21 protein-coding genes are annotated in these 22,801 nt (G+C 41.8%); 13 read left to right on the top strand and 8 right to left on the bottom strand.

Annotation, left to right across the window (positions count from 1 at the left end; translation table 11 throughout):
- Window positions 1-12: 12 nt before the first annotated feature.
- From H6G97_RS27185 to H6G97_RS27170, 4 genes are all read right to left on the bottom strand, one after another.
- Window positions 13-699 carry a phosphate ABC transporter permease gene (locus H6G97_RS27185; protein ID WP_190943691.1) on the bottom strand — a complete coding sequence of 229 codons (687 nt, stop codon included), beginning with the start codon at window positions 697-699 and terminating at the stop codon, window positions 13-15.
- 18 nt (window positions 700-717) lie between these two features.
- Window positions 718-1,554 carry a 4-hydroxy-tetrahydrodipicolinate reductase gene (dapB, locus tag H6G97_RS27180; protein ID WP_190943690.1) on the bottom strand — a complete coding sequence of 279 codons (837 nt, stop codon included), beginning with the start codon at window positions 1,552-1,554 and terminating at the stop codon, window positions 718-720.
- A 496-nt stretch (window positions 1,555-2,050) separates the two neighbouring features.
- Entirely contained in the window at window positions 2,051-2,821 is a 771-nt protein-coding gene (gene panB, locus H6G97_RS27175; RefSeq protein WP_190943689.1) for a 3-methyl-2-oxobutanoate hydroxymethyltransferase, read from the bottom strand.
- Between the two features lie 101 nt (window positions 2,822-2,922).
- Window positions 2,923-4,029, bottom strand: coding sequence for a ligand-binding sensor domain-containing protein (locus H6G97_RS27170; protein ID WP_190943688.1), 1,107 nt, complete (start codon window positions 4,027-4,029; stop codon window positions 2,923-2,925).
- Window positions 4,030-4,830: 801 nt separating this feature from the next.
- On the opposite strand from H6G97_RS27170, the gene H6G97_RS27165 reads away from it, so the two are divergent.
- The 6 genes from H6G97_RS27165 to H6G97_RS27140 all read left to right on the top strand — a co-directional run bounded on the left by H6G97_RS27165 (window position 4,831) and on the right by H6G97_RS27140 (window position 9,599).
- Window positions 4,831-6,261 (top strand): form I ribulose bisphosphate carboxylase large subunit, encoded by a 1,431-nt coding sequence (locus H6G97_RS27165; RefSeq protein ID WP_100900845.1) that lies wholly within the window; start codon window positions 4,831-4,833, stop codon window positions 6,259-6,261.
- A gap of 100 nt (window positions 6,262-6,361) precedes the next feature.
- Window positions 6,362-6,769 (top strand): RuBisCO chaperone RbcX, encoded by a 408-nt coding sequence (gene rcbX, locus H6G97_RS27160; protein WP_190943687.1) that lies wholly within the window; start codon window positions 6,362-6,364, stop codon window positions 6,767-6,769.
- Window positions 6,770-6,816: 47 nt separating this feature from the next.
- Window positions 6,817-7,146, top strand: coding sequence for a ribulose bisphosphate carboxylase small subunit (locus tag H6G97_RS27155; RefSeq protein ID WP_190943686.1), 330 nt, complete (start codon window positions 6,817-6,819; stop codon window positions 7,144-7,146).
- 164 nt (window positions 7,147-7,310) lie between these two features.
- A complete protein-coding gene (locus H6G97_RS27150) occupies window positions 7,311-7,934 on the top strand; it encodes a GDSL-type esterase/lipase family protein (protein WP_190943685.1) in 624 nt (207 codons plus the stop codon).
- Window positions 7,935-8,309: 375 nt separating this feature from the next.
- Window positions 8,310-8,855, top strand: coding sequence for a photosystem II reaction center PsbP (gene psbP, locus H6G97_RS27145; RefSeq protein ID WP_190943684.1), 546 nt, complete (start codon window positions 8,310-8,312; stop codon window positions 8,853-8,855).
- A gap of 150 nt (window positions 8,856-9,005) precedes the next feature.
- On the top strand, window positions 9,006-9,599 hold the full coding sequence (locus H6G97_RS27140; protein WP_190943683.1) for a Maf family protein: 594 nt from the start codon (window positions 9,006-9,008) through the stop codon (window positions 9,597-9,599).
- Window positions 9,600-9,634: 35 nt separating this feature from the next.
- Here the strand turns inward: H6G97_RS27140 and H6G97_RS27135 are convergent, their stop codons facing one another.
- The gene (locus tag H6G97_RS27135; protein ID WP_190943682.1) at window positions 9,635-9,862 is read right to left on the bottom strand and encodes a hypothetical protein; all 228 of its coding nucleotides are present in this window, start codon (window positions 9,860-9,862) and stop codon (window positions 9,635-9,637) included.
- Between the two features lie 201 nt (window positions 9,863-10,063).
- Here H6G97_RS27135 and H6G97_RS27130 point away from each other — a divergent pair, with 201 nt between their 5' ends.
- From H6G97_RS27130 to H6G97_RS27115, 4 genes are all read left to right on the top strand, one after another.
- Window positions 10,064-10,801, top strand: a complete 738-nt coding sequence (locus H6G97_RS27130) for a phycocyanobilin:ferredoxin oxidoreductase (RefSeq protein ID WP_190943681.1) — start codon at window positions 10,064-10,066, stop codon at window positions 10,799-10,801.
- Window positions 10,802-11,766: 965 nt separating this feature from the next.
- A complete protein-coding gene (locus H6G97_RS27125; RefSeq protein ID WP_190943680.1) occupies window positions 11,767-13,191 on the top strand; it encodes an HlyD family efflux transporter periplasmic adaptor subunit in 1,425 nt (474 codons plus the stop codon).
- Between the two features lie 120 nt (window positions 13,192-13,311).
- The gene (devC, locus tag H6G97_RS27120) at window positions 13,312-14,466 is read left to right on the top strand and encodes an ABC transporter permease DevC (RefSeq protein WP_190943679.1); all 1,155 of its coding nucleotides are present in this window, start codon (window positions 13,312-13,314) and stop codon (window positions 14,464-14,466) included.
- Window positions 14,467-14,592: 126 nt separating this feature from the next.
- Window positions 14,593-15,303: a DevA family ABC transporter ATP-binding protein gene (locus H6G97_RS27115; protein WP_190943678.1), complete on the top strand. Its 711-nt coding sequence runs from the start codon at window positions 14,593-14,595 to the stop codon at window positions 15,301-15,303.
- A gap of 133 nt (window positions 15,304-15,436) precedes the next feature.
- Here H6G97_RS27115 and H6G97_RS27110 read toward each other — a convergent pair whose 3' ends face one another.
- On the bottom strand, window positions 15,437-16,258 hold the full coding sequence (locus H6G97_RS27110) for a hypothetical protein (RefSeq protein ID WP_190943677.1): 822 nt from the start codon (window positions 16,256-16,258) through the stop codon (window positions 15,437-15,439).
- A gap of 105 nt (window positions 16,259-16,363) precedes the next feature.
- Between H6G97_RS27110 and H6G97_RS27105 the strand changes: the two genes are divergently transcribed.
- Window positions 16,364-17,161 (top strand): HAD family hydrolase, encoded by a 798-nt coding sequence (locus H6G97_RS27105; RefSeq protein ID WP_190943676.1) that lies wholly within the window; start codon window positions 16,364-16,366, stop codon window positions 17,159-17,161.
- Window positions 17,162-17,670: 509 nt separating this feature from the next.
- Here the strand turns inward: H6G97_RS27105 and H6G97_RS27100 are convergent.
- Together H6G97_RS27100 and H6G97_RS27095 are read right to left on the bottom strand one after the other, a co-directional pair.
- Window positions 17,671-18,684: a zinc-dependent alcohol dehydrogenase family protein gene (locus H6G97_RS27100; RefSeq protein WP_190943675.1), complete on the bottom strand. Its 1,014-nt coding sequence runs from the start codon at window positions 18,682-18,684 to the stop codon at window positions 17,671-17,673.
- A gap of 250 nt (window positions 18,685-18,934) precedes the next feature.
- Entirely contained in the window at window positions 18,935-19,957 is a 1,023-nt protein-coding gene (locus H6G97_RS27095) for a tetratricopeptide repeat protein (protein WP_190943674.1), read from the bottom strand.
- A gap of 657 nt (window positions 19,958-20,614) precedes the next feature.
- Here H6G97_RS27095 and H6G97_RS27090 point away from each other — a divergent pair.
- Both H6G97_RS27090 and H6G97_RS27085 read left to right on the top strand, forming a co-directional pair.
- Window positions 20,615-22,495 (top strand): ABC transporter ATP-binding protein, encoded by a 1,881-nt coding sequence (locus H6G97_RS27090; protein ID WP_190943673.1) that lies wholly within the window; start codon window positions 20,615-20,617, stop codon window positions 22,493-22,495.
- A 33-nt stretch (window positions 22,496-22,528) separates the two neighbouring features.
- Window positions 22,529-22,720: a hypothetical protein gene (locus H6G97_RS27085; protein ID WP_190943672.1), complete on the top strand. Its 192-nt coding sequence runs from the start codon at window positions 22,529-22,531 to the stop codon at window positions 22,718-22,720.
- The last annotated feature ends 81 nt before the right edge of the window (window positions 22,721-22,801 follow it).

The following is a 22,801-nucleotide window of genomic DNA, read 5'->3' as shown; positions in this document are numbered from 1 at the left end:
GTACAGGAGAGTTTATTCCTCTTCTCTCCGACGCCGCCGACGTGGGTTTTGTTGTTGGTCTTCACGCAAACGGCGACCAATTTCGTTAAAGAAATCCCGCCGCAGATAAGGATAATCGCTCACCCAAAGGTCACGACTGGGAAAGTATATATCACTGAATTCTTCAATGCTGCTCAAATCTGGGCGATTTGACATTACTACCATTTCTGCAATTTGACCGCGAGTAATAACTTTGTGGGCAGAACGTAATGGTGCTACAAATTCAATCCTAAATCCTGTTTCATCACCCACTTCCAAATTTATCTGTTTTTCTCGGTTTTCTACAATCACCAATTCGCCTTTGTTGTTGACTGTTTCTTGTTTACCTACTAATTGGTCTGTAATCCACCAATCTAGTACTCGACCACGGAAAAAGCCGCCGTACTTATAACGGCGGTATTGCAAATTTCGCATACTTGCTTGAAACACTGGATACCACAGCCAAAAAAAAGCGCTAATTACCCCTAGCACAAATACTATTGAAGCAAACTCAAGCTTGAAAATAACTGTTACAAGCAAAAGAACAACTACCGCAACTACAGAAATTAACAGCCGTTGCAAAAAATTTGAGAACTTCCCCCAGTAGTACTTGTACTGCAAACCAGTGGCAATTAGGGGGACAACTTGTTCAAATTTCTGGCGAGTCAGTGGTACTAACATGAGTGCCCAATTGTGTGTTTAAAGTATCTTTTCTAATCCATATACTAACGACTTTAGCGCTAAGATTTTGCGAATCGCTAGTAGCACTCCTGGCATATAACAAGCGCGATCGCTCGTATCATGTCGTAAAGTATAAATCTGTCCAGCTGCGCCAAAAATAACTTCTTGGTGAGCAATCAATCCTGGCAAGCGCACGCTATGAATTCTAATCCCTTCATCTGCGATACTTCCCCTCGCTCCTGGTAATTTCTCCGTTTCTTCTACAAGAGCAGGGTTAAAAGTTTTACCCAATTCTCCTAATAACTGCGCCGTTTGAATCGCAGTACCACTGGGTGCATCAGCTTTTTGGTTGTGATGCAGTTCGATAATTTCCACATGGTCAAAATATTTTGAGGCTGCGATCGCAGCTTGTTGCAATAGCACCATCCCAATGGAAAAATTAGGAATAATTAGACAACCAGTGCTAGCTTTGTCGGCAAAGTCTGCCAAGTCTTGAATTTGTTCTGGACTTAACCCAGTGGTGCCGACTACAGGACGAATACCGTAAGCGATCGCACTGCGAATATTGTCATAAACTGAATCGGGATGGGTAAAGTCTACAATCACGCCTGGAGGTGACTGTCTGTCACCAGCCACATACCCCAACATCGGTTCTAATTGATTAGTAATTGGCACTTCCAAGGGTTCGCTTAAACCCGCCAATTCTCCAGCATCTTTATCTTGATGTTCCAAACTGTGGTCAATTGCACCCACTAGGTTTAAGTCAGGCGCTTGCGCCACCGCCTTAATCACCTCACGGCCCATTTTTCCAGCAGCACCGTTGACAATAACCGGGATAGGAGCTTGATTCGTCATACGTTGAGAAATACTTTTTGAGTCAACAAGCAAATTGTAAAGACTTTGGTGATCTAGTAGCTAGCTTCTCAAATCTCTGGCTTAATTGCGACTACCCGGATTTGTGCAGACCATCGCTCAGTTTTTTTCACTCCCCAAAAGTTCGGTTCTTATTTTCATCCCATTATCTTACCCAGGAACCCGTTTTATTTTCCGAATCATACTGCTTTGATAAGTATTATTTATTAAAGTCATCAGCCTTTGTTTGTCAAGTCTAGTTGACTATTTGTAATATTATAGTTATATTTATTTACATAACTTAGCAAATCCCAAAACTAAGCTTTATAGCTAAAATTGCGCCTTATATATTACCTATCTAGTTTTGGTTGTATTGGGTATTAGCTAAGAAAAACAGACTTCGGTATTGCAATATCCCATCGACATTTGGAGTTCTCCCATCTACCTCGGCTATGAAGTCGGGGTTTTTTATTTAACTTTTCGATTGATTCAGAATTATTCAAGGAAACTTCCGTTCTCGCACTTCCACGGCATAATCTTGCACGGCTTTAGTAATTGTCTCGCGCAAATTTGTATAGACTTTGGCGAATGGTGGATGCTTCTCTGTAAGTCCGAGGATATCTGAGGTAACTAAAACTTGTCCATCGCAGTGAGTTCCCGCACCGATACCAATTGTGGGAATACTTAATTTTTGTGAAATCTGCATTGCCAAATCTGCGGGGATATGCTCTAACACGAGAGAAAATACACCCGCTTGTTCGAGAGCGATCGCTTCTTGTAAAATCCTTTCACTCGCTTCTTGCGTCTTACCTTGTTGGCGCAAACCCAGTTGATGTATTGATTGTGGTGTCAAACCAACATGACCCATTACCGGAATTCCAGCTTCTACTAAACGAGCCACAGTTTGGGCGATCGCAGGATAGCCACCTTCTAATTTTACCGCTTGAGCGCCCGTTTCCTTCAGTACCCGCCCAGCGGAGTGCATTGCTTGTTGGAGACTTTCTTGATACGTCAAGAATGGTAAATCTACAACTACTAATGCCCGTTTAACCCCACGACGCACAGATTTGGCGTGATAGATAATTTCATCCAAAGTTATTGGCAGTGTTGTTTCATACCCTAGAACTACTGCCATAGAGTCACCCACGAGGATTAAGTCTACACCAGCTGCGTCTAAGAGTTGAGCGATCGCATAATCCCAGGCGGTCAACGCCACAATTGAACGTCCCTGTTGTTTCCATTGAATTAATTGCTGGGTAGTGATTGCCATTGCCAATTTTAGATTTTAGATTTTGGATTTTAGATTTTTTGTCCTTTGTCATTAGTCGTTAGTCATTTGCTAAGGACAGAAGACAAAGGACAAATGACTAATCATTTAACGGCGCGACTGAAAGCAATATGAGGTTTTGCACTACTGGTTTTGGGCATTAACCAAGCTAGACCTTCACTAGTGCCGATCCATAATTTATTAGCGATGTCAGGTGCAAGGGCAAGAACCCGACTAGAAGGAAGTCCAGCAACTTCTGCATCTAACACAGCGCCTGTATTTGGATTTAATCGTAACAAACCATTGTTAGTCCCGACCCAGACACTACCATCTTTAGCAAAACGTATCGCTGTTACGTTACGCCCACGCAGGCGAGTTACAGACCGCAACACTGCACCAGTTTTCGGGTTAATAACTAGCAAATTATTCGGCATTCCCGCCCAAATTAACCCTTCTGGACTGATAGCTAAAGCTTGGACAGTCGTCCCTGGTAAATCGGCAATCCGCTTCATAATTGCAGCACTAGCAGTATTTACCCGTACTAATCCATCAAGAGTGCCAACCCACAATTGACCTTCAGCATCTAAAGTCAGGGTATTGGCGCTGACACCAGGCAGATTTTTTAATGTTGTCATAATCAAGCCTTGGTCGGGACTAATGAGAGCTAAACCGTTATCAGTTCCAGTCCACAAATAACCCCGTTTGTCAAGTAACAACGACAACACCCGTTTAGAAGGCAAAAATAAATTCTGCGCGGTGATTTCGCTAGTGCGGGGGTCTACTCGGACTAGTCCCTCATAACTTCCCACCCATAAACGTCCTACTTTGTCTTGGGCTAAAGCACCAATGGCAATATTCGGTAAACTAACACGAGAAACAATCTTGCCAGTTTTAGGATCAATCCGCGATAGTCCGCGCCAAGAACCTACCCAAAGATTGCCTGTAACATCTTCTAGTAAGTTACCGACACGATAATCAGTTTCTGGTGAATGTTCTTGCACTCCTCGCTCATTGGGCAAAGGTTCTACTCGCGGTGGCGGTGCCGCAGGTGGGTAAGCGGGGGTTAAATCAGATGAATTAATGTCAGGGGTTTTTTGTGCCCATCCTATATTTGGTGGAGCTATCAACCCCAGCAGAATAGAAGTAATCAATAAACTACTACGCTTGCAAAACAATACCACGGTGACATTTCCTTTGGAGACAGTACCCATAGCTGTTACCTAAACTGGCTTTGGGTTAGTTCCAGTGTTCCCCTAGCTGTTATTTTTTAAACGTTATGGGCAATCTTTCTCAAATTTGTCATTAAGTCATTAGTCAAGAGTTAGAAATTCTTCCCCTGCTCCCCCACTCCCGAAAAGTTTCTTTACAGTTATTCATGACACCTTGTAAAGCATTTGTAACAAAAAGTTTAAAACTTTATGTAATAACAAAATTAAATATATAAGTTAAAAACTTTCAAAGAATAACTTATCGAATTATTGATATATTGTGGAATAAGTTACAAATTACGTGGTGTGCAATTTTTTATCTTTCGCTCATCACTCTGCTAAATCTCTGTCAAGTAAATTCTTTTCTGGTATCTTTTCCATCAAAGGAAAAGATAGAGGGAGTGTAAAGGCGGGAATGTGTGCCAGCCAGCCCAATCCCCTGAATACCCCGATTTGTAGGGGAATTATCTAAATCGAGCCGCAAAAAGCGGAAGTTTTGGTGAAATTGAGAAAGTTTAGTTGGGTGCGAAGAAGAGGTAAAAAAGAATTTTGATTCGTAGGAAGAGGAAACAGTAGAAGCGCTAGGTCGTGTACCCCTAGAAGGGGATAACACTGGTGAGGAGGGCTACCACCGCTAACAAAGTGTCCGCCGCAAAAAAACTACTACCTTTTAGCAAAAACAACCCCTAACAAAAATTTTTCCTGAATCTTCTTCCCGATGAAGGGGGGGAAATTGGGTGAGGGGAAGTTGCACAAAACGTGATTTGATAATTAACAAGAGTGATTTCAGGGAAGGATAAAATTATGTCTTACGCTCAAACGAAGACTCAGAGCAAGTCTGGGTATCAAGCCGGGGTTAAAGATTACAGATTAACTTATTACACACCCGATTACACACCAAAAGATACCGATCTTCTAGCTGCGTTCCGCATGACACCTCAGCCTGGTGTTCCTCCCGAAGAAGCAGGTGCGGCTGTAGCGGCTGAGTCTTCCACAGGTACATGGACAACTGTGTGGACAGACTTGCTCACCGACCTCGATCGCTACAAAGGTCGTTGCTACGATATCGAACCAGTTCCCGGTGAAGACAACCAGTATATTTGCTACGTTGCCTATCCTTTGGACTTGTTTGAAGAAGGTTCTGTAACCAACGTTTTGACCTCAATTGTCGGTAACGTATTTGGTTTCAAAGCTCTACGGGCACTCCGTCTAGAAGACATCCGTTTTCCAGTAGCTTACATCAAGACCTTCCAAGGGCCTCCTCACGGTATCCAAGTTGAGCGCGACAAGTTAAACAAATACGGTCGTCCTTTGCTCGGTTGTACTATTAAGCCCAAATTGGGTCTTTCTGCTAAGAACTACGGACGCGCTGTATACGAGTGTTTGCGCGGTGGTTTGGACTTCACCAAAGACGACGAAAACATCAACTCCGCACCATTCCAAAGATGGCGCGATCGCTTCTTGTTCGTAGCTGAAGCTATCAACAAATCCCAAGCAGAAACCGGTGAAATTAAAGGTCACTACCTAAACGTTACCGCTCCTACCTGTGAAGAAATGCTGAAGCGGGCTGAGTACGCAAAAGAACTCAAAATGCCCATCATCATGCATGACTACCTCACCGCAGGTTTCACCGCCAACACCACATTGGCTCGTTGGTGTCGTGATAACGGTATCCTGCTACACATTCACCGTGCTATGCACGCTGTAATTGACCGTCAAAAGAACCACGGTATTCACTTCCGTGTATTGGCTAAAGCCCTACGTTTGTCTGGTGGCGATCACATCCACACCGGCACCGTAGTTGGTAAGTTAGAAGGTGAGCGCGGCATCACAATGGGCTTCGTTGACCTGTTGCGTGAAAACTACATTGAGCAAGACAAGTCTCGTGGTATTTACTTTACCCAAGACTGGGCTTCTCTACCTGGTGTAATGGCAGTTGCTTCTGGTGGTATCCACGTATGGCACATGCCTGCACTAGTAGAAATCTTTGGTGATGACTCCGTACTACAATTCGGTGGTGGTACTCTAGGACATCCTTGGGGTAACGCTCCTGGTGCAACCGCTAACCGCGTCGCCTTGGAAGCCGTTGTTCAAGCTCGTAACGAAGGTCGCAACTTGGCTCGTGAAGGTAACGATATCATCCGCGAAGCTGCCAAGTGGTCTCCTGAACTAGCTGTTGCTTGCGAACTGTGGAAAGAAATCAAGTTCGAGTTTGAAGCAATGGATACCGTCTGATCTGGGTTAACAGTTAAGAGTTAAGAGTTAAGAGTTAGGATTTGCATTAATTCATAACTCATAACTCATAACTCATAACTCTTCAGGGCTGGGGTCAAGCATGAATCTTAAGCAAATTGCGAAGGACACAGCCAAAACTCTCCAAAGCTATCTGACTTATCAGGCTCTAAGGACAGTATTGGCACAGCTAGGCGAAACGAATCCTCCATTAGAACTTTGGTTGCATAACTTTTCGTCTGGCAAAATCCAGAATGGTGAGTCATACATTGAGCAACTGTTGCGAGAAAAACCGGATTTGGCTTTGCGAATTATGACTGTCAGAGAACACATTGCCGAAGAAATTGCAGAATTTTTACCGGAAATGGTTCGCACTGGCATTCAGCAATCCAACATGGAACAGCGTCGCCAGCATTTAGAACGCATCACACGAATAAACACATCTAACCCCAGCCTGCAACCGGAACAGCAAGCAACTTCAGATCCGAATTTGGATAACTTATCCAATTAGTTCGGTCAACCTAGTAGTCAAAAATCGCAACCCATTATCAAAAAGCTATGCAAACTTTACCAAAAGAGCGTCGTTACGAAACCCTTTCTTATCTGCCACCCCTGACTGATGCTCAAATTGCCAAGCAGATTCAGTACATTTTGAATCAAGGTTACATTCCAGCAATCGAGTTCAATGAAACTTCTGAGCCAACAGAATTATATTGGACAATGTGGAAGCTGCCTTTGTTCGGTGCTAAATCTACTCAAGAAGTATTGAGCGAAGTTCAAGGATGCCGTTCTCAATTCAACACCAGCTATATCCGTGTTGTAGGTTTTGACAACATCAAGCAGTGCCAAGTTCTCAGCTTTCTTGTTCACAAACCCAACAAATACTAAGTCTAGTTAGTTGGAATTAATCATGGGATAGTTCAATTAATTTGTCTATCCCTGTATAGGAGAGGTAGAATTATCTACCTCTCCTATTTACTAAATTTGTTTGGAAATACAAAGGGGCGCGGAGTTATTCTCTCTGTGCCTATAGGTTTCTTAAGAAACTAATAATGCTACAAGAAGTAAGAATTTGTTTTGTTGGTGACTCTTTTGTTAACGGCACTGGCGATCCTGAATGTCTTGGTTGGACGGGTAGGATATGCGCTAATGCTAATAAAAAAGGTTATGACATTACTTACTATAATTTAGGAATTAGGCGAGAGACTAGTACCGATATAGCAAAGCGTTGGTTACAGGAAGTATCACTTCGCTTATCCAAAGAATATGATGGCAGAGTTATATTTTCTTTTGGATTGAATGACACAACATTGGAAAATGGTAAAACTCGCGTAGATTTTGCAGATTCCATCAAAAATGCCTGTGAAATATTAAGTGAAGCTCAGAAATTGTACCCTGTGTTGATGGTTGGCCCTGCGCCATACGCAGAACAAGAAGATCCTCAAAGAAGGCAGAGAATTATTGATTTATCTAAACAGTTTGCTTTAATTTGTAATGAATTAAATGTATCTTATTTAAATATTTTTCCGATATTAGAAAAATCAAACATCTGGATAAATGAGGCAAAAGCCAATGATGGTGTTCATCCTCAAGCAGGAGGTTATGCAGAATTTGCCCAAATTGTAGAAAGTTGGGATGCTTGGTTAAATTGGTTTCCTCATAAGATTCCTCTATAAAATTTCAAAAAACAAAAGTTTCTAATTTTTATTTCTATCGGCTTTGATAAATTTAGGAATAAGTTGAGTTGAGGGACGAAACCCAACTCAATACTTCTCGGGTTTTGCATTTTTAATTCGGAATCGGGTTTTGGGAAAAGGTTAAAGGTTTTTTCTTTCCCTTTCCCCTTTTCCCTTTAACCGAGAAGTATTGAAACCTAACCTACATTTTTTTCTTTCATCAGTAAGGCGATACATGAGCGAGTATTTGCCGACATTTAAGCATTTATACCTCAGCATCCAATGTATCATCCGAAGCGTCCCGGTTGGTGGGAGAATAAAGACGAGAAATAATGCTTGTCTGGTGTTGCCTCCAGCCCAAAGGAATCTTTAGAAATGTGGAAACGAATTGTATTAATTTTGCTATTGATGTTGAGCTTCAGCCTGTGTAATTCTGATGTGGCTGCTGCATCTGGACTCAAAAGCTTTGTAGACACTAATGATGGCTATCAGTTTTTATATCCTAACGGCTGGCTACCAGTTAAAGTTGCCGATGGGCCAGATGTGGTTTTCCACGATTTGATTGAGGTATCCGAAAATGTTTCGGTTGTGATTAGCCCAGTTCCAGAAGGCAAAACTTTGTCAGAATTGGGAACCCCAACAGAAGTAGGATACAAATTAGGAAAAGCGGCTCTCGCACCTCCCGACTCTGGCCGTTCGGCTGAATTAGTCAATGCCTCACAGCGAGAAGTAGACGGTAAAATATACTACCTTTTAGAGTATGAGGTTAAACTCCCCAATCAACAGCAACGACACAACATCGCCAGCGTTGCTGTGAGTCGTGGTAAACTTTTTACCTTCAACGCCTCAATTCCTGAAAAACGCTGGCAGAAAGTTAAACGGATGATTGATGAGGTTGTTAATTCTTTTTCTGTCTATTAATTGGGGAGTGGGGAATGGGGAAGAAGCAGGGGAGCAGGGAGCAAAGAAGAAGGATTTTCCCATCTGCCCCCTACTCCCCGCCGTTTTGCTTCTTTTTAATGCCCAGTGCCCTATGCTTTATTCCCAATTATGAAGTTTGTTGGAAATATCATGAAAATTCCACCTTTTGTACTTGCCTCCGCTTCCCCAGCCCGACGCCGCTTGTTGCAAACTGTTGGTATTGAACCGATAGTTCGAGCAAGTGACTTTGATGAGTCGCAAATTGAATTAAGTGAACCAGCAGAATTGGTCAAAACTCTTGCCCAGTACAAGGCGGAAACTATAGCCCCACAGTTTGAATCGGCTTTGATTATGGGTTGTGATTCAGTTTTGTCCATGAATGGTGAAATTTACGGCAAACCAGCAGATACTTCTGAAGCGATCGCCCGTTGGCAGATAATGCAAGGTAACTTTGGCGACTTGTACACAGGTCATGTCTTAATTGACCTTGACCAAAACCGTACTTTAGTCAAGTCTCAAGTTACAAGAGTTTATTTTGCTCAAATGAGCGATCGCGCAATTCTTGCTTATGTTGCCACAGGTGAACCCCTCAAGTGTGCTGGAGCCTTTGCAATTGAAGGTTTTGGTAGTTTCTTCGTCGAAAAAATTGAAGGCTGTCATACGAATGTAATTGGACTCAGTTTACCCCTGCTGCGGCAGATGCTAGGGGAACTAGGATACGAGGCCACTGATTTCTGGCAATAGTCCCTTGTCTAAATTTATTAACCAATGACAAATGACTAATAACTAAATTGCTTAATATTGAGTGTTGCTTCGCCATGATCTGGAATCCAGACTAGCCATTCATCTGCTGAAACCGGACATAATAAAAGTGCTTCGTCAAAACTAAATGGGTTAGGAAGTTGCAAAATTTTCACCCAAGTAGAAGCTCTTAACCTCTGTAAACCTTCCAGATTGTGTCTTTTTGGTTGTACAGCAAAATCTGGTCTACGAGAATCTAGTTTCATAGCTTTCTATTAGCCTTCACAAATGGGCTAATCCAAAATTAATTCTGTAACCTAGACTACAAAATAAATAATCTTTTTGAGAAGCATCTGTCTTATAAATTTACGTTGGCTGGGTGTAAGTGTTTGCTTATATTGCAGACCACAACAGGTATGGCACGACAGGTTGTAGACTGGCCACTAGATCGCATTCCCAACTAGAATATGTCATTTACTTCTACACCCTCGCTGCGTGAGCAACAACATCCCCTAATTCGTCAGCTAGCTGATTGTATTGAGGCAGCTTGGCATCAGCACCTGGATCTATCGCCCTACCATTTGCCTGATGAGTTGGGATATGTGGAAGGTAGACTAGAAGGCGAAAAACTGACGATTGAAAACCGCTGCTATCAAACGCCCCAGTTCCGCAAAATGCACTTGGAACTGGCAAAAATCGGAAATATGCTGGATATTTTGCACTGCGTTATGTTTCCCCGTCCAGAATACAACCTGCCGATGTTTGGTTGCGATTTAGTTGGGGGTAGAGGGCAAATTAGTGCAGCGATCGCAGACCTTTCTCCGATCCAAATAGAGCGCACCTTACCAGAATCTTATACTTCTGCACTGATACAGTTAACAGTGCTTAACTTTTCCCAACCTCGTGAATTACCTGAATGGGGAGATATTTTTTCGGATTTTTGCATCTTTGTCCGCCCCAGTTCCCCAGAAGAAGAAACAATGTTTCTCTCACGGGTGCGAGAATTTTTAGACATTCATTGTACCCAAGCGATCGCCTCACATCCTGTTTCAGCTGAACAAGTCACACAAAATCTCGCCGGACAACACAACTACTGCACCAAACAGCAGCAAAACGATAAAACCCGCCGTGTACTAGAAAAAGCCTTTGGCCCAGCTTGGGCAGAAAATTATATGACAACAGTTTTATTCGACCTTCCAACTTAACAAAGTTTAGGGATTTAAGTCCCCTGCCCCCTATAGGCAGCGCGTTTTGTGTCGGGGTAAAATCCCCGTTACAAAACGTAATTGCGAATTGCGAATTGCGAATTGGTTTAATCATCGTCTCCATCCCCCCATCTCCCCTATCTGTAGGTTCTGTTACGTTTTCGCGTCATGGATAAATGTAGAATTCATTCAACGAGAGTTTAATGGAGTTCCAAAACAGCAACAGGGAGAGTAGTAAAGTTTTTGAAGCGCATATCACAAAATGGTTTGTTGTCTTGGTAGGTGCAAGCAAGTGGCCCTGCTAACTCATTGACCAAAAGTTAAGGAAACTTTAATGTTAGGAATGCTCAAGTTGACAGATATTTTTTAGTTAATTAATCCTTGATTCACTTAAGGAAGACTAAACTTTTGTACAAAGATTGTATCCAGCAAAGATAACAGTCTATTTTTGACGTTTCTTTTCAATTTTGTAACTAACTGTAGCCGTAATGAATGTAGCAGTAAAGTACCGCATCATAGCAATTTAGGATTTTGTGTAAAGACGTGAGATATCGTGTCTCTACATCTAGATTCATACTGCTTGTGAATTCTGCTAACTTCCATTGCACTCATGTCTCAATAATACTCAGAGTTATTGAATAGCCAGCTACTATAGCGTTTCTCAGTTTCAATACAAACCTAACCCCCAGCCCCTTCCCTATAAGGGAAGGGGAGTAATATTCAAAGCCTCTCTCCTTTTAGGAGAGAGGAATGGAAGTGAGGTCAAACTGTATTGCATACAAACGAGAAAAACTATAGAAAACACCATTTTGCAAAGCCATAGTGTTGAACGTTCATCACACAATGGATTTTAAGCCATACCCAGCTTTAAACCACTGTTGTTTGTCCTAAACGGCTGGCTGTTGATTAAAAACCTTTTTATTTTTACTTCCATCAGCACAATTCAGGTAAACAGGCAACATACTATGTCAAGGGTGACTGAAAAGCCAAAGCCAAGTGAGCAGCCACTTAATCAAGAACAACCTAAGATTTGGTGGGGTATCGCTGTAGCCGTGCCAATAGTAATCGCTGCTGGGATACTAGGTACAGCTAAAATCGAGCAGTTAAGAAAACTAACTACATCTGTCCCCGTAATGCCATCTAGCAATAGCATTAGTGCTGTAGGGCGTTTGGAACCGCGAGGCGAAGTTGTTAAATTGTCCGCCCCCTCATCAGGATTAGCACCATCATCACGAATTCAGCAACTTCTGGTGAGAGAGGGTGAACAGGTAAAGCAAGGCCAAATTATCGCAATTTTGGATAACCGCGATACCCAAGTAGCCGGTCTACAAGAGGCAAAAGCCAAAGTGCAAGAAGCCCGTGCGAATTTAGCGCAAGTTAGGGCTGGATCTCCAAGAGATATTCAAGCCCAAAGAGCAGTTATTGCTCGCTTACAAGCGCAGGTAGTTGGGGAAAGGAATGCAGGGCAAGCAACGATCGCACGGATTGCAGCTCAGTTAAGTGGTGATAAACTTGTCCAACAAGCAACAGTAAATCGCTTAGAAGCTGAACTCAGTGGGCAAAGAGATGCGCTCAGAGCAACAGTTGCACGTATTCGAGCCGAACAGCGCAATGCTCAAGTCGATGCCGGACGCTATGATTATTTATACAGAGAAGGTGCTATTTCTCAGCAAGAGCGAGACAGAAGACGCTTGAGTGCAGTAACTTCTAATCAACAGGTTGCTGAAAGCCAAGCTACGCTAAGGCAGACATTGGCAACCCTGCGACAGCAAATTGCTGAAGCCAGAGCTACTCAAATACAAAATTTAGCAACTTTGCAACAGCAGCTAATCGAAGCCAAAGTTAACCGTGATAAAACCGTAGCAACTTTGCAAAGACAAATCGATGAAGAAAAGGCCAAACTGAGCAGAATTTTAGACGTTAGTCCTACCGATGTGCAAATAGCGCAAGCCCAAGTTAGTAATGCGATCGCAAATATCAGAAGAGCCGAAGCAGAACTAAAGTTAAGTTACGTTCAAGCACCAATCGCTGGAGAGATTTTAAAAGTTTACACCAAATCAGGCGAAGCGATCGGTGCTAATGGCATTGCTGAAATTGGTCAAACCAGCCAAATGTTTGTGATTGCTGAAGTCGCCGAAGACAGCATTGGTAAAGTGCGTATTGGTCAAAATGCTACTGTCACCAGCGATAATGGCGCATTTAGCGGCGAATTAAAAGGAACTGTCACTGAAATTGGCAGAAAAATTGGTAAAAAAGATGTGCTGAATACAGATCCAGCAGCAGATGTAGATGCCAGAGTCGTAGAAGTGAAAATTGCTCTATCTCCAGAAGATAGCCAGAAAGTTTCTGGTTTAACCTACGCCAAAGTTGTTGTCGAGATTAATAACTAATTAAGTTATAGATGAGCAGCAATATCGATTCATGATTTGATATTTTGGATTGCAAATGCTTTTAAATAAATCGGTTCATCAATTTTAATCATTTTACAAATTCAATTTGATGCCTATAAAATGAATCAAAAAATACCTCTGTCTTGGCTACAACTAACAAGAGAAAAAACTCGCCTAGCTGTGGCTTTAGCAGGAATTTCCTTTGCTGATATTTTAATGTTTATGCAACTCGGTTTTCGAGATGCTCTGTATTATAGTAACGTTCGATTCCATAACAGCTTGCAAGGCGATATTGTTTTAATTAATAGTCAATCTAATGCTATCTTGGCGATGAGAAGCTTTTCTCAACGACGATTATATAAAGCTTTAGAGTTACCCGCAGTCCAATCAGTACATCCGATCTATTTAGACTTTACAATCTGGAAAAATCCTGTAACAGGCCGTCCTCGAAGTATCCTGATATTTGGCATGAACCCAGAAACTAACATAGTTAATTTACCTGGTGTTCAGGAAAATTTAGATAAGCTTAAACTACCTGATGTAGTTCTATTTGACCGTTCTTCTAGGGTGGAATATGGCCCGATCGCTACTAATTATGACCAAGGAAAGGCTGTAGCAGCAGAAGTGCGGAGGCGGCGAATTAAAGTAGAAGGACTATTTACATTAGGTGCATCCTTTGGCGCAGATGGTAATTTAATTACCAGTGATATAAACTTCCTGCGAATATTTAGCAATCGTCAAAAAGGATTAATTGATATTGGGCTAATTAGATTAAAGCCAGGAGCAGATGCTAAAGTTGTCGCCCTAGAATTACGAAAGTATTTACCTAATGAAGTAAATGTTTTAACTAAACAAGAATTTATTGATTTTGAGCGGAGTTATTGGGCAAATAGTACAGCAATTGGGTTTATTTTCACATTAGGTACTGTCATGGGTTTCATTGTGGGAACTGTGATTGTTTATCAAATCCTTTATACAGAAGTTGCAGATCACTTAGCTGAATACGCTACTCTCAAGGCAATAGGTTACACACAAAACTATTTATTGACAGTTATTCTTCAAGAGGCTTTGCTGCTAGCACTTTTAGGATATTTCCCTGGAATAGTATTTGCTTTATTTATGTATAAAAGTGCTAGAGAAGCAACACTTTTACCAGTTTTTATGAGTTTTGATCGGGCGATAATGGTATTGATTTTGACTATGTTAATGTGCATTATTTCTGGTGCGATCGCAGTCCGTAAACTACGCTCTGCTGATCCAGCAGATATCTTTTAATTAATTCAATATTAATTAAAAGATATCGGTTAAAAGCATAGCTTATAATTAATAGTTAAGAAACCTTTGTTTTTGGTAGGTACTACAGTTAAATTTCAAAAAGTCTAAATTATAACTAACAAAATTATGATAGAAAAAGAACCTGTAATTGCCATTAAAAATCTCAACCATTACTATGGCAAAGGCGCACTGAGAAAACAGATATTATTTGACATCAACCTAGAAATTTATCCTGGTGAAATTGTAATTATGACCGGGCCATCAGGTTCAGGTAAAACAACATTACTGAGCTTAATTGGTGGTTTGCGGTCTGTACAAGAAGGAAGTTTAAAATTTTTAGGTGAGGAACTTGTTGGTGTCAGTCAAAACAAACTAGTGCAGATGCGACGCAACATTGGTTATATTTTCCAAGCTCACAATCTGCTAGGGTTCTTGACTGCGAAGCAAAATGTGCAAATGGCGGTAGAATTGAACGATAATATTTCTCAAACAGAAGCAGTGGCTAAATCAAAAGCCATGTTGGGGTCTGTGGGTCTAGAAGAACGAGTTGATTACTACCCAGACAATCTTTCTGGTGGACAAAAACAAAGAATTGCGATCGCTCGCGCCTTAGTGAATCATCCTCCACTGGTGCTAGCAGACGAACCAACAGCAGCATTAGACAAACAATCAGGACGCGATGTCGTGGAAATAATGCAGAGTCTAGCCAAAAATCAGGGAACTACTATCTTATTAGTCACACACGACAACCGCATTTTAGACATAGCCGATCGCATTGTAGAAATGGAAGATGGTCTTTTAACCCGTAATTCCTCAAATACAGTTATTCAGCCATGATTCCAAAATGAGAAATCACAACTGATAACTGAACTGTGACGCAAATAAACATAGCCTATTTACTCATAAGGATCATTCTTTGTCATTAGTTATTTGCATCTACAAAGGACAAATGACAAATGACAGCCATCATTTATTGCCTAGCCGAGCCTGATTTTTTCATTCCAGGTGGCTTTGGCGGAGTTGGGGTATTTGGTTGGCGGCTAGTACGAAAAGTCACATTTACCCCTTCATTGGACTGTTCTAGCACCAGTAAAGGCGTAGGTTTAGCCTTTTGATCCCAATGCATAGTAGCAATCCGACCTTGAATTATTGGTTGCCAACTATCTTCATCTTCTATGGGGCTAAGGTAAGTTTCTATACAGTCAATAATTTGACTAATAGTCGCAGAAGTTGCTTGCGTCGGTAACTTCATTAACCGGATTTGAATCCGAAACAATACTCGTTTTGCAGAATTCGGCGGAGTACCAGTCTCATACTCTACATCAAAAATTTCATCTATTTGCCGCCCTGCACTATTAGCAATTCCGACTGATCCTTGTTGTGCTTGATTTGGACGCAAGGCTTGAGAAATTTTCTCTTTGATCTGAATCTTCACTTGATTAAGAATTGCAAAATGAAACACCTCCTCTGACATCCGCATTCGCAGATAATCTAGGTTAAAGTCCCGTGAGTTAACCAAATCAGGATTAGTTTCCATTTTGCGAATTGTTTCCAGCGCCAGCTTAAACTTTTTTTCTAATTCTCGCGCACGGAATTGTTCAAACTTAAGTTTTTTCTCCAGCTTATCCTTCTGGAGCTTACTATACACAATCAAAGCAATCACCGCTAAAGCCAGTCCTCCTGAAGTTACCAACAATAATGGTGGTATCTGAGGATTACTTGCTGGCACTTCCTGGGATGCCTTTTTAGTCTTTGTCCCGGAGGATTGGGCAAGAAACATCGAAGTGGACATGGTTGAAAACTGAAAAACTTGACTCCTGATGTTTAGGATGCCCAAATATTCAATGCCATCTTGCTGTATGATTAATATTTTTTACAACCGTTTTACAAACCGTATATGTCCAGACATTTGAGCCTTCCTGCCCTGTCTGAGATTTCATCTACAAGCCTTAGCAAAATTCGTCTGATAGCCACAGATATGGATGGCACCCTGACTAGACGAGGAAAATTTACTCCTGCACTGCTGCAAGCTTTAGAGGATTTAGCGGCAGATGACATTCAGGTGCTGATTGTCACAGGGCGTTCTGCTGGGTGGGTGAGTGGATTGAGTAGCTTGATGCCAGTAGCAGGTGCTATGGCAGAAAATGGTGGTTTATATTTTCCACCTGGGAACCAGAAACCAGTAGTCTTAACACCCATTCCCGATTTAACTCAACATCGTCAGCGCTTGGCTACGACTTTTGAAAATTTACAAACTAAATTTCCCCAAATCCAAGAATCTGCTGATAATCGCTTTCGCATCACCGACTGGACTTTTGATGTAGCTGGTTTGCATCAAGACGAATTACAAACCTTAGATAATCTTTGTCAACAAATGGGTTGGGGATTTACCTATAGCAATGTGCAGTGTCACATTAAACCCCAAGGGCAAGATAAAGCTGTGGGATTGTTGCAGGTATTGCGCGAATATTTGCCACACTACTCACCAGAACAAATTGTCACTGTTGGCGATAGCCCTAATGATGAAAGTTTATTTGATCGGCGTTATTTTCCTGTTTCTGTAGGCGTGGCGAATGTTCTGGAATATGTGAATCAGTTGAAATATCAGCCTGCTTATATTACCGCTGCTGCCGAAGGGGAAGGATTTTGTGAGTTATCTAGTTATATTTTGAAAAGCTTGCACATCTCACAGTAGTGAGAAGTAGAGTTGTTCTAATACAATCGTGACCGAAACATAAGGGCGTGTTATTAATTGAGCCAAATGACAAAAGATCCCCAAATCGCGATCACATGATGTACTACGGTAATTTGACTAATTTAACGTAGTATACGCTGAGGCTAAAACAGTTCATTTCACAAAAACTCAATAAAAGCAAGTATTCTGTACTACAGATTTAGATTTTTTCTTACTCTCAACTAGCTTACTTATCTGGCTCATCTATGGAATCATAAGCAACTATATCCATAAAATAAGGGAAAATTCGCTATATCGGTTTGAGTAATGAGACCCCTTGGGGTCGGTGAAAGCGATCGCTCCCTCTAAAGAATTCTACATCGAGCGATATGGTAAATTCGCTGCGCCTACTCTCGCTGCTGTTTAAACGTAATTTATAACTATGTTTCAAGTGGGGTTTAAATTTCCACTTGAAACATAGTTATAAATTCTTTAAAATTACCTAGCTTGCTTCTCACCAAAGGCGAGTATTACGAATTACGAATTACAACTTTACCAAAATGAGCCGCACTTTTGAGGTAATGATAAGCCTCTCGTGCTTCGGTGAAGGAGAAAACTCGATCAATAATCGGTTTGATTTGATGTTGTTGTATCGCCTGATTCATCGCCTCAAACATTTCCCGACTACCAACATAAATTCCTTGAACTGTTAAACTCTTGAAAAGTATTGGCATGGGGTCAATCTCATTTCCTCTGCCTGACAATACACCAATCAAGCTAATACGCCCTCCAATGCGGACTGCTTGTAGTGATTTTGGCAGAGTACCTGCACCGCCCACCTCAACTACATGATCTACACCCGTGCGATTAGTTAGTTGGTAAACTTGCTTTTCCCAATCTGGGGTTGTTTTGTAGTTAATTGTCTCATCAGCCCCAAGCTGTTTGGCTCGCGCCAATTTTTCATCACTGCTGGAAGTAATAATTGCTCTAGCACCATGTATCTTGGCAAACTGGAGAGCAAAAATTGAAACTCCTCCAGTACCGAGTAATAAAACACTATCACCTGCGCCAATATTGCCCTTTGTCACTAGTCCATGCCAAGCTGTGACTGCTGCACAGGGCAAAGTTGCGCCTTCAATATACGATAAGTGGTCAGGTAATATTACTAAACCATCTTGGTGTAATACAACATACTCAGCCAGCATTCCATCAATACCGCCTCCGAGATCGGATTTCATTTTCTCTTTGGTTAAAGAGCCATAAATCCAATCTTGGAAGAAAATACCCGCCACGCGATCGCCTATTTTCACCCGTGTCACACCTTCCCCTATCGCTACAATTTCCCCCGCACCGTCAGACATAGGAATTAACGGATATTTCTGTCCAGTACCGTAAGCTCCTTCTATGACAAGCAGATCGCGGTAATTTAAGGATGTTGCTCTGACTTGAATCAGAACTTGTCCAGCTGCGGGTTTTGGTTCAGGGCGATCGACTAATGCGAGGGCATCAATTCCGGCGTTGCTTTGAATTTCGTAAGCTTTCATGAATTTCTTTGTCAATAGCTTAAAAGTAATGTTACAAGACCATTACTTTATCAAGCTATTTTCGACAGTTGTTAGCACGGTCTTCTCCCTTCGCGTAACGTCTGGTAGAGAAGGGGAGACAGCCAATGAGCGACTAACTTTCGCGTTGAGTAAGCACTTTAGTGCTTAGAAAATAAGGAGTAAAATCTTTGCTACGAACACGGGCGGGTAAAGTCTCGTGTACTTGAGGTTTGTAACCGCCCTGGCAACACTACAGAGTATCTATGAACTGCTGTACTTTTTCTAAGAGTGGCTGATGTTCGATTTGCTCTGCTAACCCTTGGGCATTTTTGTAGCATGATCGCGCCATTTTTTTGCGTTTCGTGACGGCGTAAAGGCTTCCCATATTCAGCAAAGTGGAAACTTCTCCTAGAGAATCGCCCAGTTCTTGATAAATTGCAATGGCTTGCTTATAGAACTTCATTGCTTGCCGATGCTCTATCAGGTTGCTATAGGTAAAACCAATGTTGTGAAGGGTTGTAGCCTCACCAGAGCGATCGCTGATGGCCCTACGTGTCAAAAGAACTTGATGGTAGAGCAATAAGGCTTGTTTCGGTTTTCCTAAATCACTATACATTGAGGCAATATTATTCAAGGTGGTTGCTTCACCAGCCAAATTCTTCACTGCTCGTTGAATTGGAAGTGCTGCTTGAAAAAATTCTAGAGCTTCCTCAAACTCGCCTAAGACGTTATAAGCAAACCCAATGCCATTTAGAGTTGTTGCTTCACCAGAAAAATCACCTAACAATCGGCGCGTCGTCAAAATTTGGTGTTGTAGCAACAGTGCCCGTTTGGGTTCGCCCAACCGCGTATAAATTAGCGCTACATCATTGAGAGTAGAAACTTCACTTTGAGTATCTTGCAATAGCCTAAAAATTGGCAGTGCTTTGTCAAAATATTCCAACGCTTGCGAAAAGCGTCCAAGACGGCTATAGGTAGAACCCAGATTGCTAAGTGCAGTTGCCTGTGCGGCAGGGTTGCTAATTTCAACAGCAATCGAAAGGGCCTGATGAAAATGCTCTAATGCTTTTTGAGGCTGGCAGCAACTGAGGTGAGCTAAACCAAGGTCGTTCAATGTAGAACCTTCTCTGGTTCGGTCTGGAATTGCTCTAGCTAGGTGTAGATTCTTGATTGCAAGATCGAGAGATTCCTGAAATTTACCTCGCTGGTAGTAGTGGTTTGCTTCATCACGACGTTGTTCCCACTCTTTGACTTGATTTAAAAGTTGCTTCATCTGACCTCAGTTGCATTCTGCGATAAGTAGGCAAGACATTTTTGGGAGTGAACCCTTCTTAGGCTAGGTTTCCCAAATTCTAACCTTAATCTTCTATCTTTAGATATAAGACGTAAATAGAGAAGTATGCTATTGTTTCATATTTACAGGGATATTTATGAAGCAATTAATACAAATACGCTAGTAAAGGCGACTGCTATCTACGCGCCTCAAAGAAAGACCTATAGCAGCTTTCGTTTGGATGCAACACATGGTGAGGGCACAGCAGTGCTGTGCCCCAGTGCTCTGTATTTTATACAATCGACAATGCTCAGATTCTTGACTTACTTTAATGTTTCAAAATGTAAAGGGAATCATCCGGCTGCCATTCTATTTGAGAAATAGCGTATTATCCTACATCATGACCATAATAGCAAGCATTTTTTTCGTACTTCATCCCTACCTTTTGAATCACACGTTGGGTATAAACCCTCTCGATAAATACCTCATAACTGCTGGGTTACTAAAAATGAGAGCAAGTTCATCCAGGTCTTGAGGAATATAGGATGTTAGTAGCGGTCTTGCGGTTTCTATCTCAGGTATGGTATCAGAGTAGGGGTTTAAACGCTACTTTAAACAAGCGTATTTTTTGGCAAACATTAATATAATGCTCTTACTATGAGCATCTACCAATCTCTCAAAAAATCTTACACGCAAGACCATCGCCGTGATAATGACTGGCGGTTGTTTTTACGTCTAGTGCCTTATGCCCGTCGTAGCGGACGGCTATTGGTGCTATCAATGAGCTTACTTGTACCGATCGCACTAGCTAATGCCATACAACCACTGTTGATTGGCCAAGCTATTTCCCTAATTCGCAATGAACCAAGCACTTACGAATTTCTCAGGAATCGCCCCTTGTCCCAAGGGCTAAATATCCTGCAAGGAATATTGTTAGTTGCGATCGCTAGCCGACTAATTTTGACAGGCTATCAAGGTTATTTAGTACAAAAGCTAGGGCAACAAATCACCGCAGCAATCCGCCAAGACTTATTTCAGCATGTCACATCATTAGCAGTACGCTTTTTTGACCGGACACCCGTAGGTAAATTAATCACCAGAATCACCAGTGATGTGGAAGTGTTAGGTGATGTATTTTCTACTGGGGCAATTGGCATTGTGTCCAATTTGTTTTCCATGCTGGTGATTTTGGGTTTAATGTTTTCTCTCGAATGGCAACTCACTTGCTTGCTGCTATTAATGTTGTTACCAATTACTTGGTTAATTGTTTACATTCAGCAACAGTACCGCAAAGCCAATTATAAAGGGCGAGAAGAACTTTCTATATTGAACTCACAGCTACAAGAAAATGTGGTTGGTATTAACGTGGTGCAGTTGTTCCGCAGGGAAAGATTTAATGCCGAATTGTTTCGCGCCACGAACAGCCGCTACACTCAGCAAATGGATAAAACCATCTTTTATGATTCATTTATTTCAGCAACCTTGGAATGGATTGGTCTGATTGCGATCGCAGCTGTTTTGTGCTTAGGTGGTTCGTTACTGTTAGGAAAAACTTTAGCTTTTGGAACATTATCTGCATTTATTTTATATGCCCAGCGATTATTTGATCCTTTAAGGGATTTTGCGGAAAAATTTACAGTAATTCAAGCTGGTTTCACTGCTATTGAACGCGTGGGGGATATATTAGATGAACCGATAGAAATCCGCGATCGCGCCAATGTCCGCTTCTCAATATTGGATGCAAAATTTGGTTACATAGACGAGATCGTTGCCAATCTAGAATCTCCAGACATCACTTCCGCGCCTGAACTGGGAGAAATCCGTTTTGATCACGTCTGGTTTGCTTACAAAAATGATGATTACGTAATTAAAGACTTAGATTTTACCATTCATCCAGGTGAAAAAATTGCATTAGTCGGCCCCACAGGTGCGGGTAAAAGTTCGATCATCCGTCTTTTGTGCCGCCTCTACGAACCCACCCAAGGACGCATTCTCATAGATGGTATAGATATTCGGGAAGTACCACAGGCAGAACTGCGGCGCTACATGGCAGTAATATTCCAAGAAGGCTTTTTGTTTGCTGGCGATGTTAAAAGCAACATTTCTTTAGGAGATGGCTATACCATTGAACAGATTCAACAAGCAGCAGAGCAAACTAGCATTGCCCAGTTTATAGAACAACTACCGCAAGGGTATGATACTCAACTGCGAGAACGGGGTACAAATATTTCTAGTGGTGAAAAGCAACTTTTAGCCTTTGCGCGGGCTGCCATTCGCAATCCCCAAATTTTGGTTCTAGATGAAGCTACCGCTAGTTTAGATGTTGGCACAGAAGCTTTAGTTCAAGAAGCATTAAACCAGCTTTTGCTCAGACGTACCGCGATTATTATTGCTCACCGCCTGTCTACAATTCGCAATGTAAACCGGATTTTTGTTCTGAAGCGCGGCGAATTAATCGAACAGGGAAGCCACGATCAACTAATACAAGAGGGAGGGCTTTATGCCACTTTGCATAACTTGCAGATGTTGGGAACTTAGGATATTTTCAGAATAATCTGAAGGGGGGGGAAAGTGCGATCACTAACTAGGATTAAAGTAAGAGCGATCGCATTCAATAAATTATGTAGCGATCGCGCCACAGTAACAGAAGTGATGACCCATAACTGTTACCCTAAATTAGTGAAATCCCACAGACTAAGGCTGTTGGCTTGTACCCCAATTAGTGTGGCTAAGAGGATGTTTGAAAAGTCGGAAAAGGTGTAAAAAAGCTCTCTCAGTATAAGCTGTGAATAGATAATAAACAGTACCGAGAGAGTGACATGAGTAAAGCATATCCCAGCAACC

The organism is Nostoc flagelliforme FACHB-838, from assembly GCF_014698065.1.
Classification (GTDB): domain Bacteria; phylum Cyanobacteriota; class Cyanobacteriia; order Cyanobacteriales; family Nostocaceae; genus Nostoc; species Nostoc flagelliforme_B.
The sequence above is the reverse complement of the archived record's forward strand: the minus strand, read 5'-3'. Positions and strand labels throughout refer to the sequence as shown.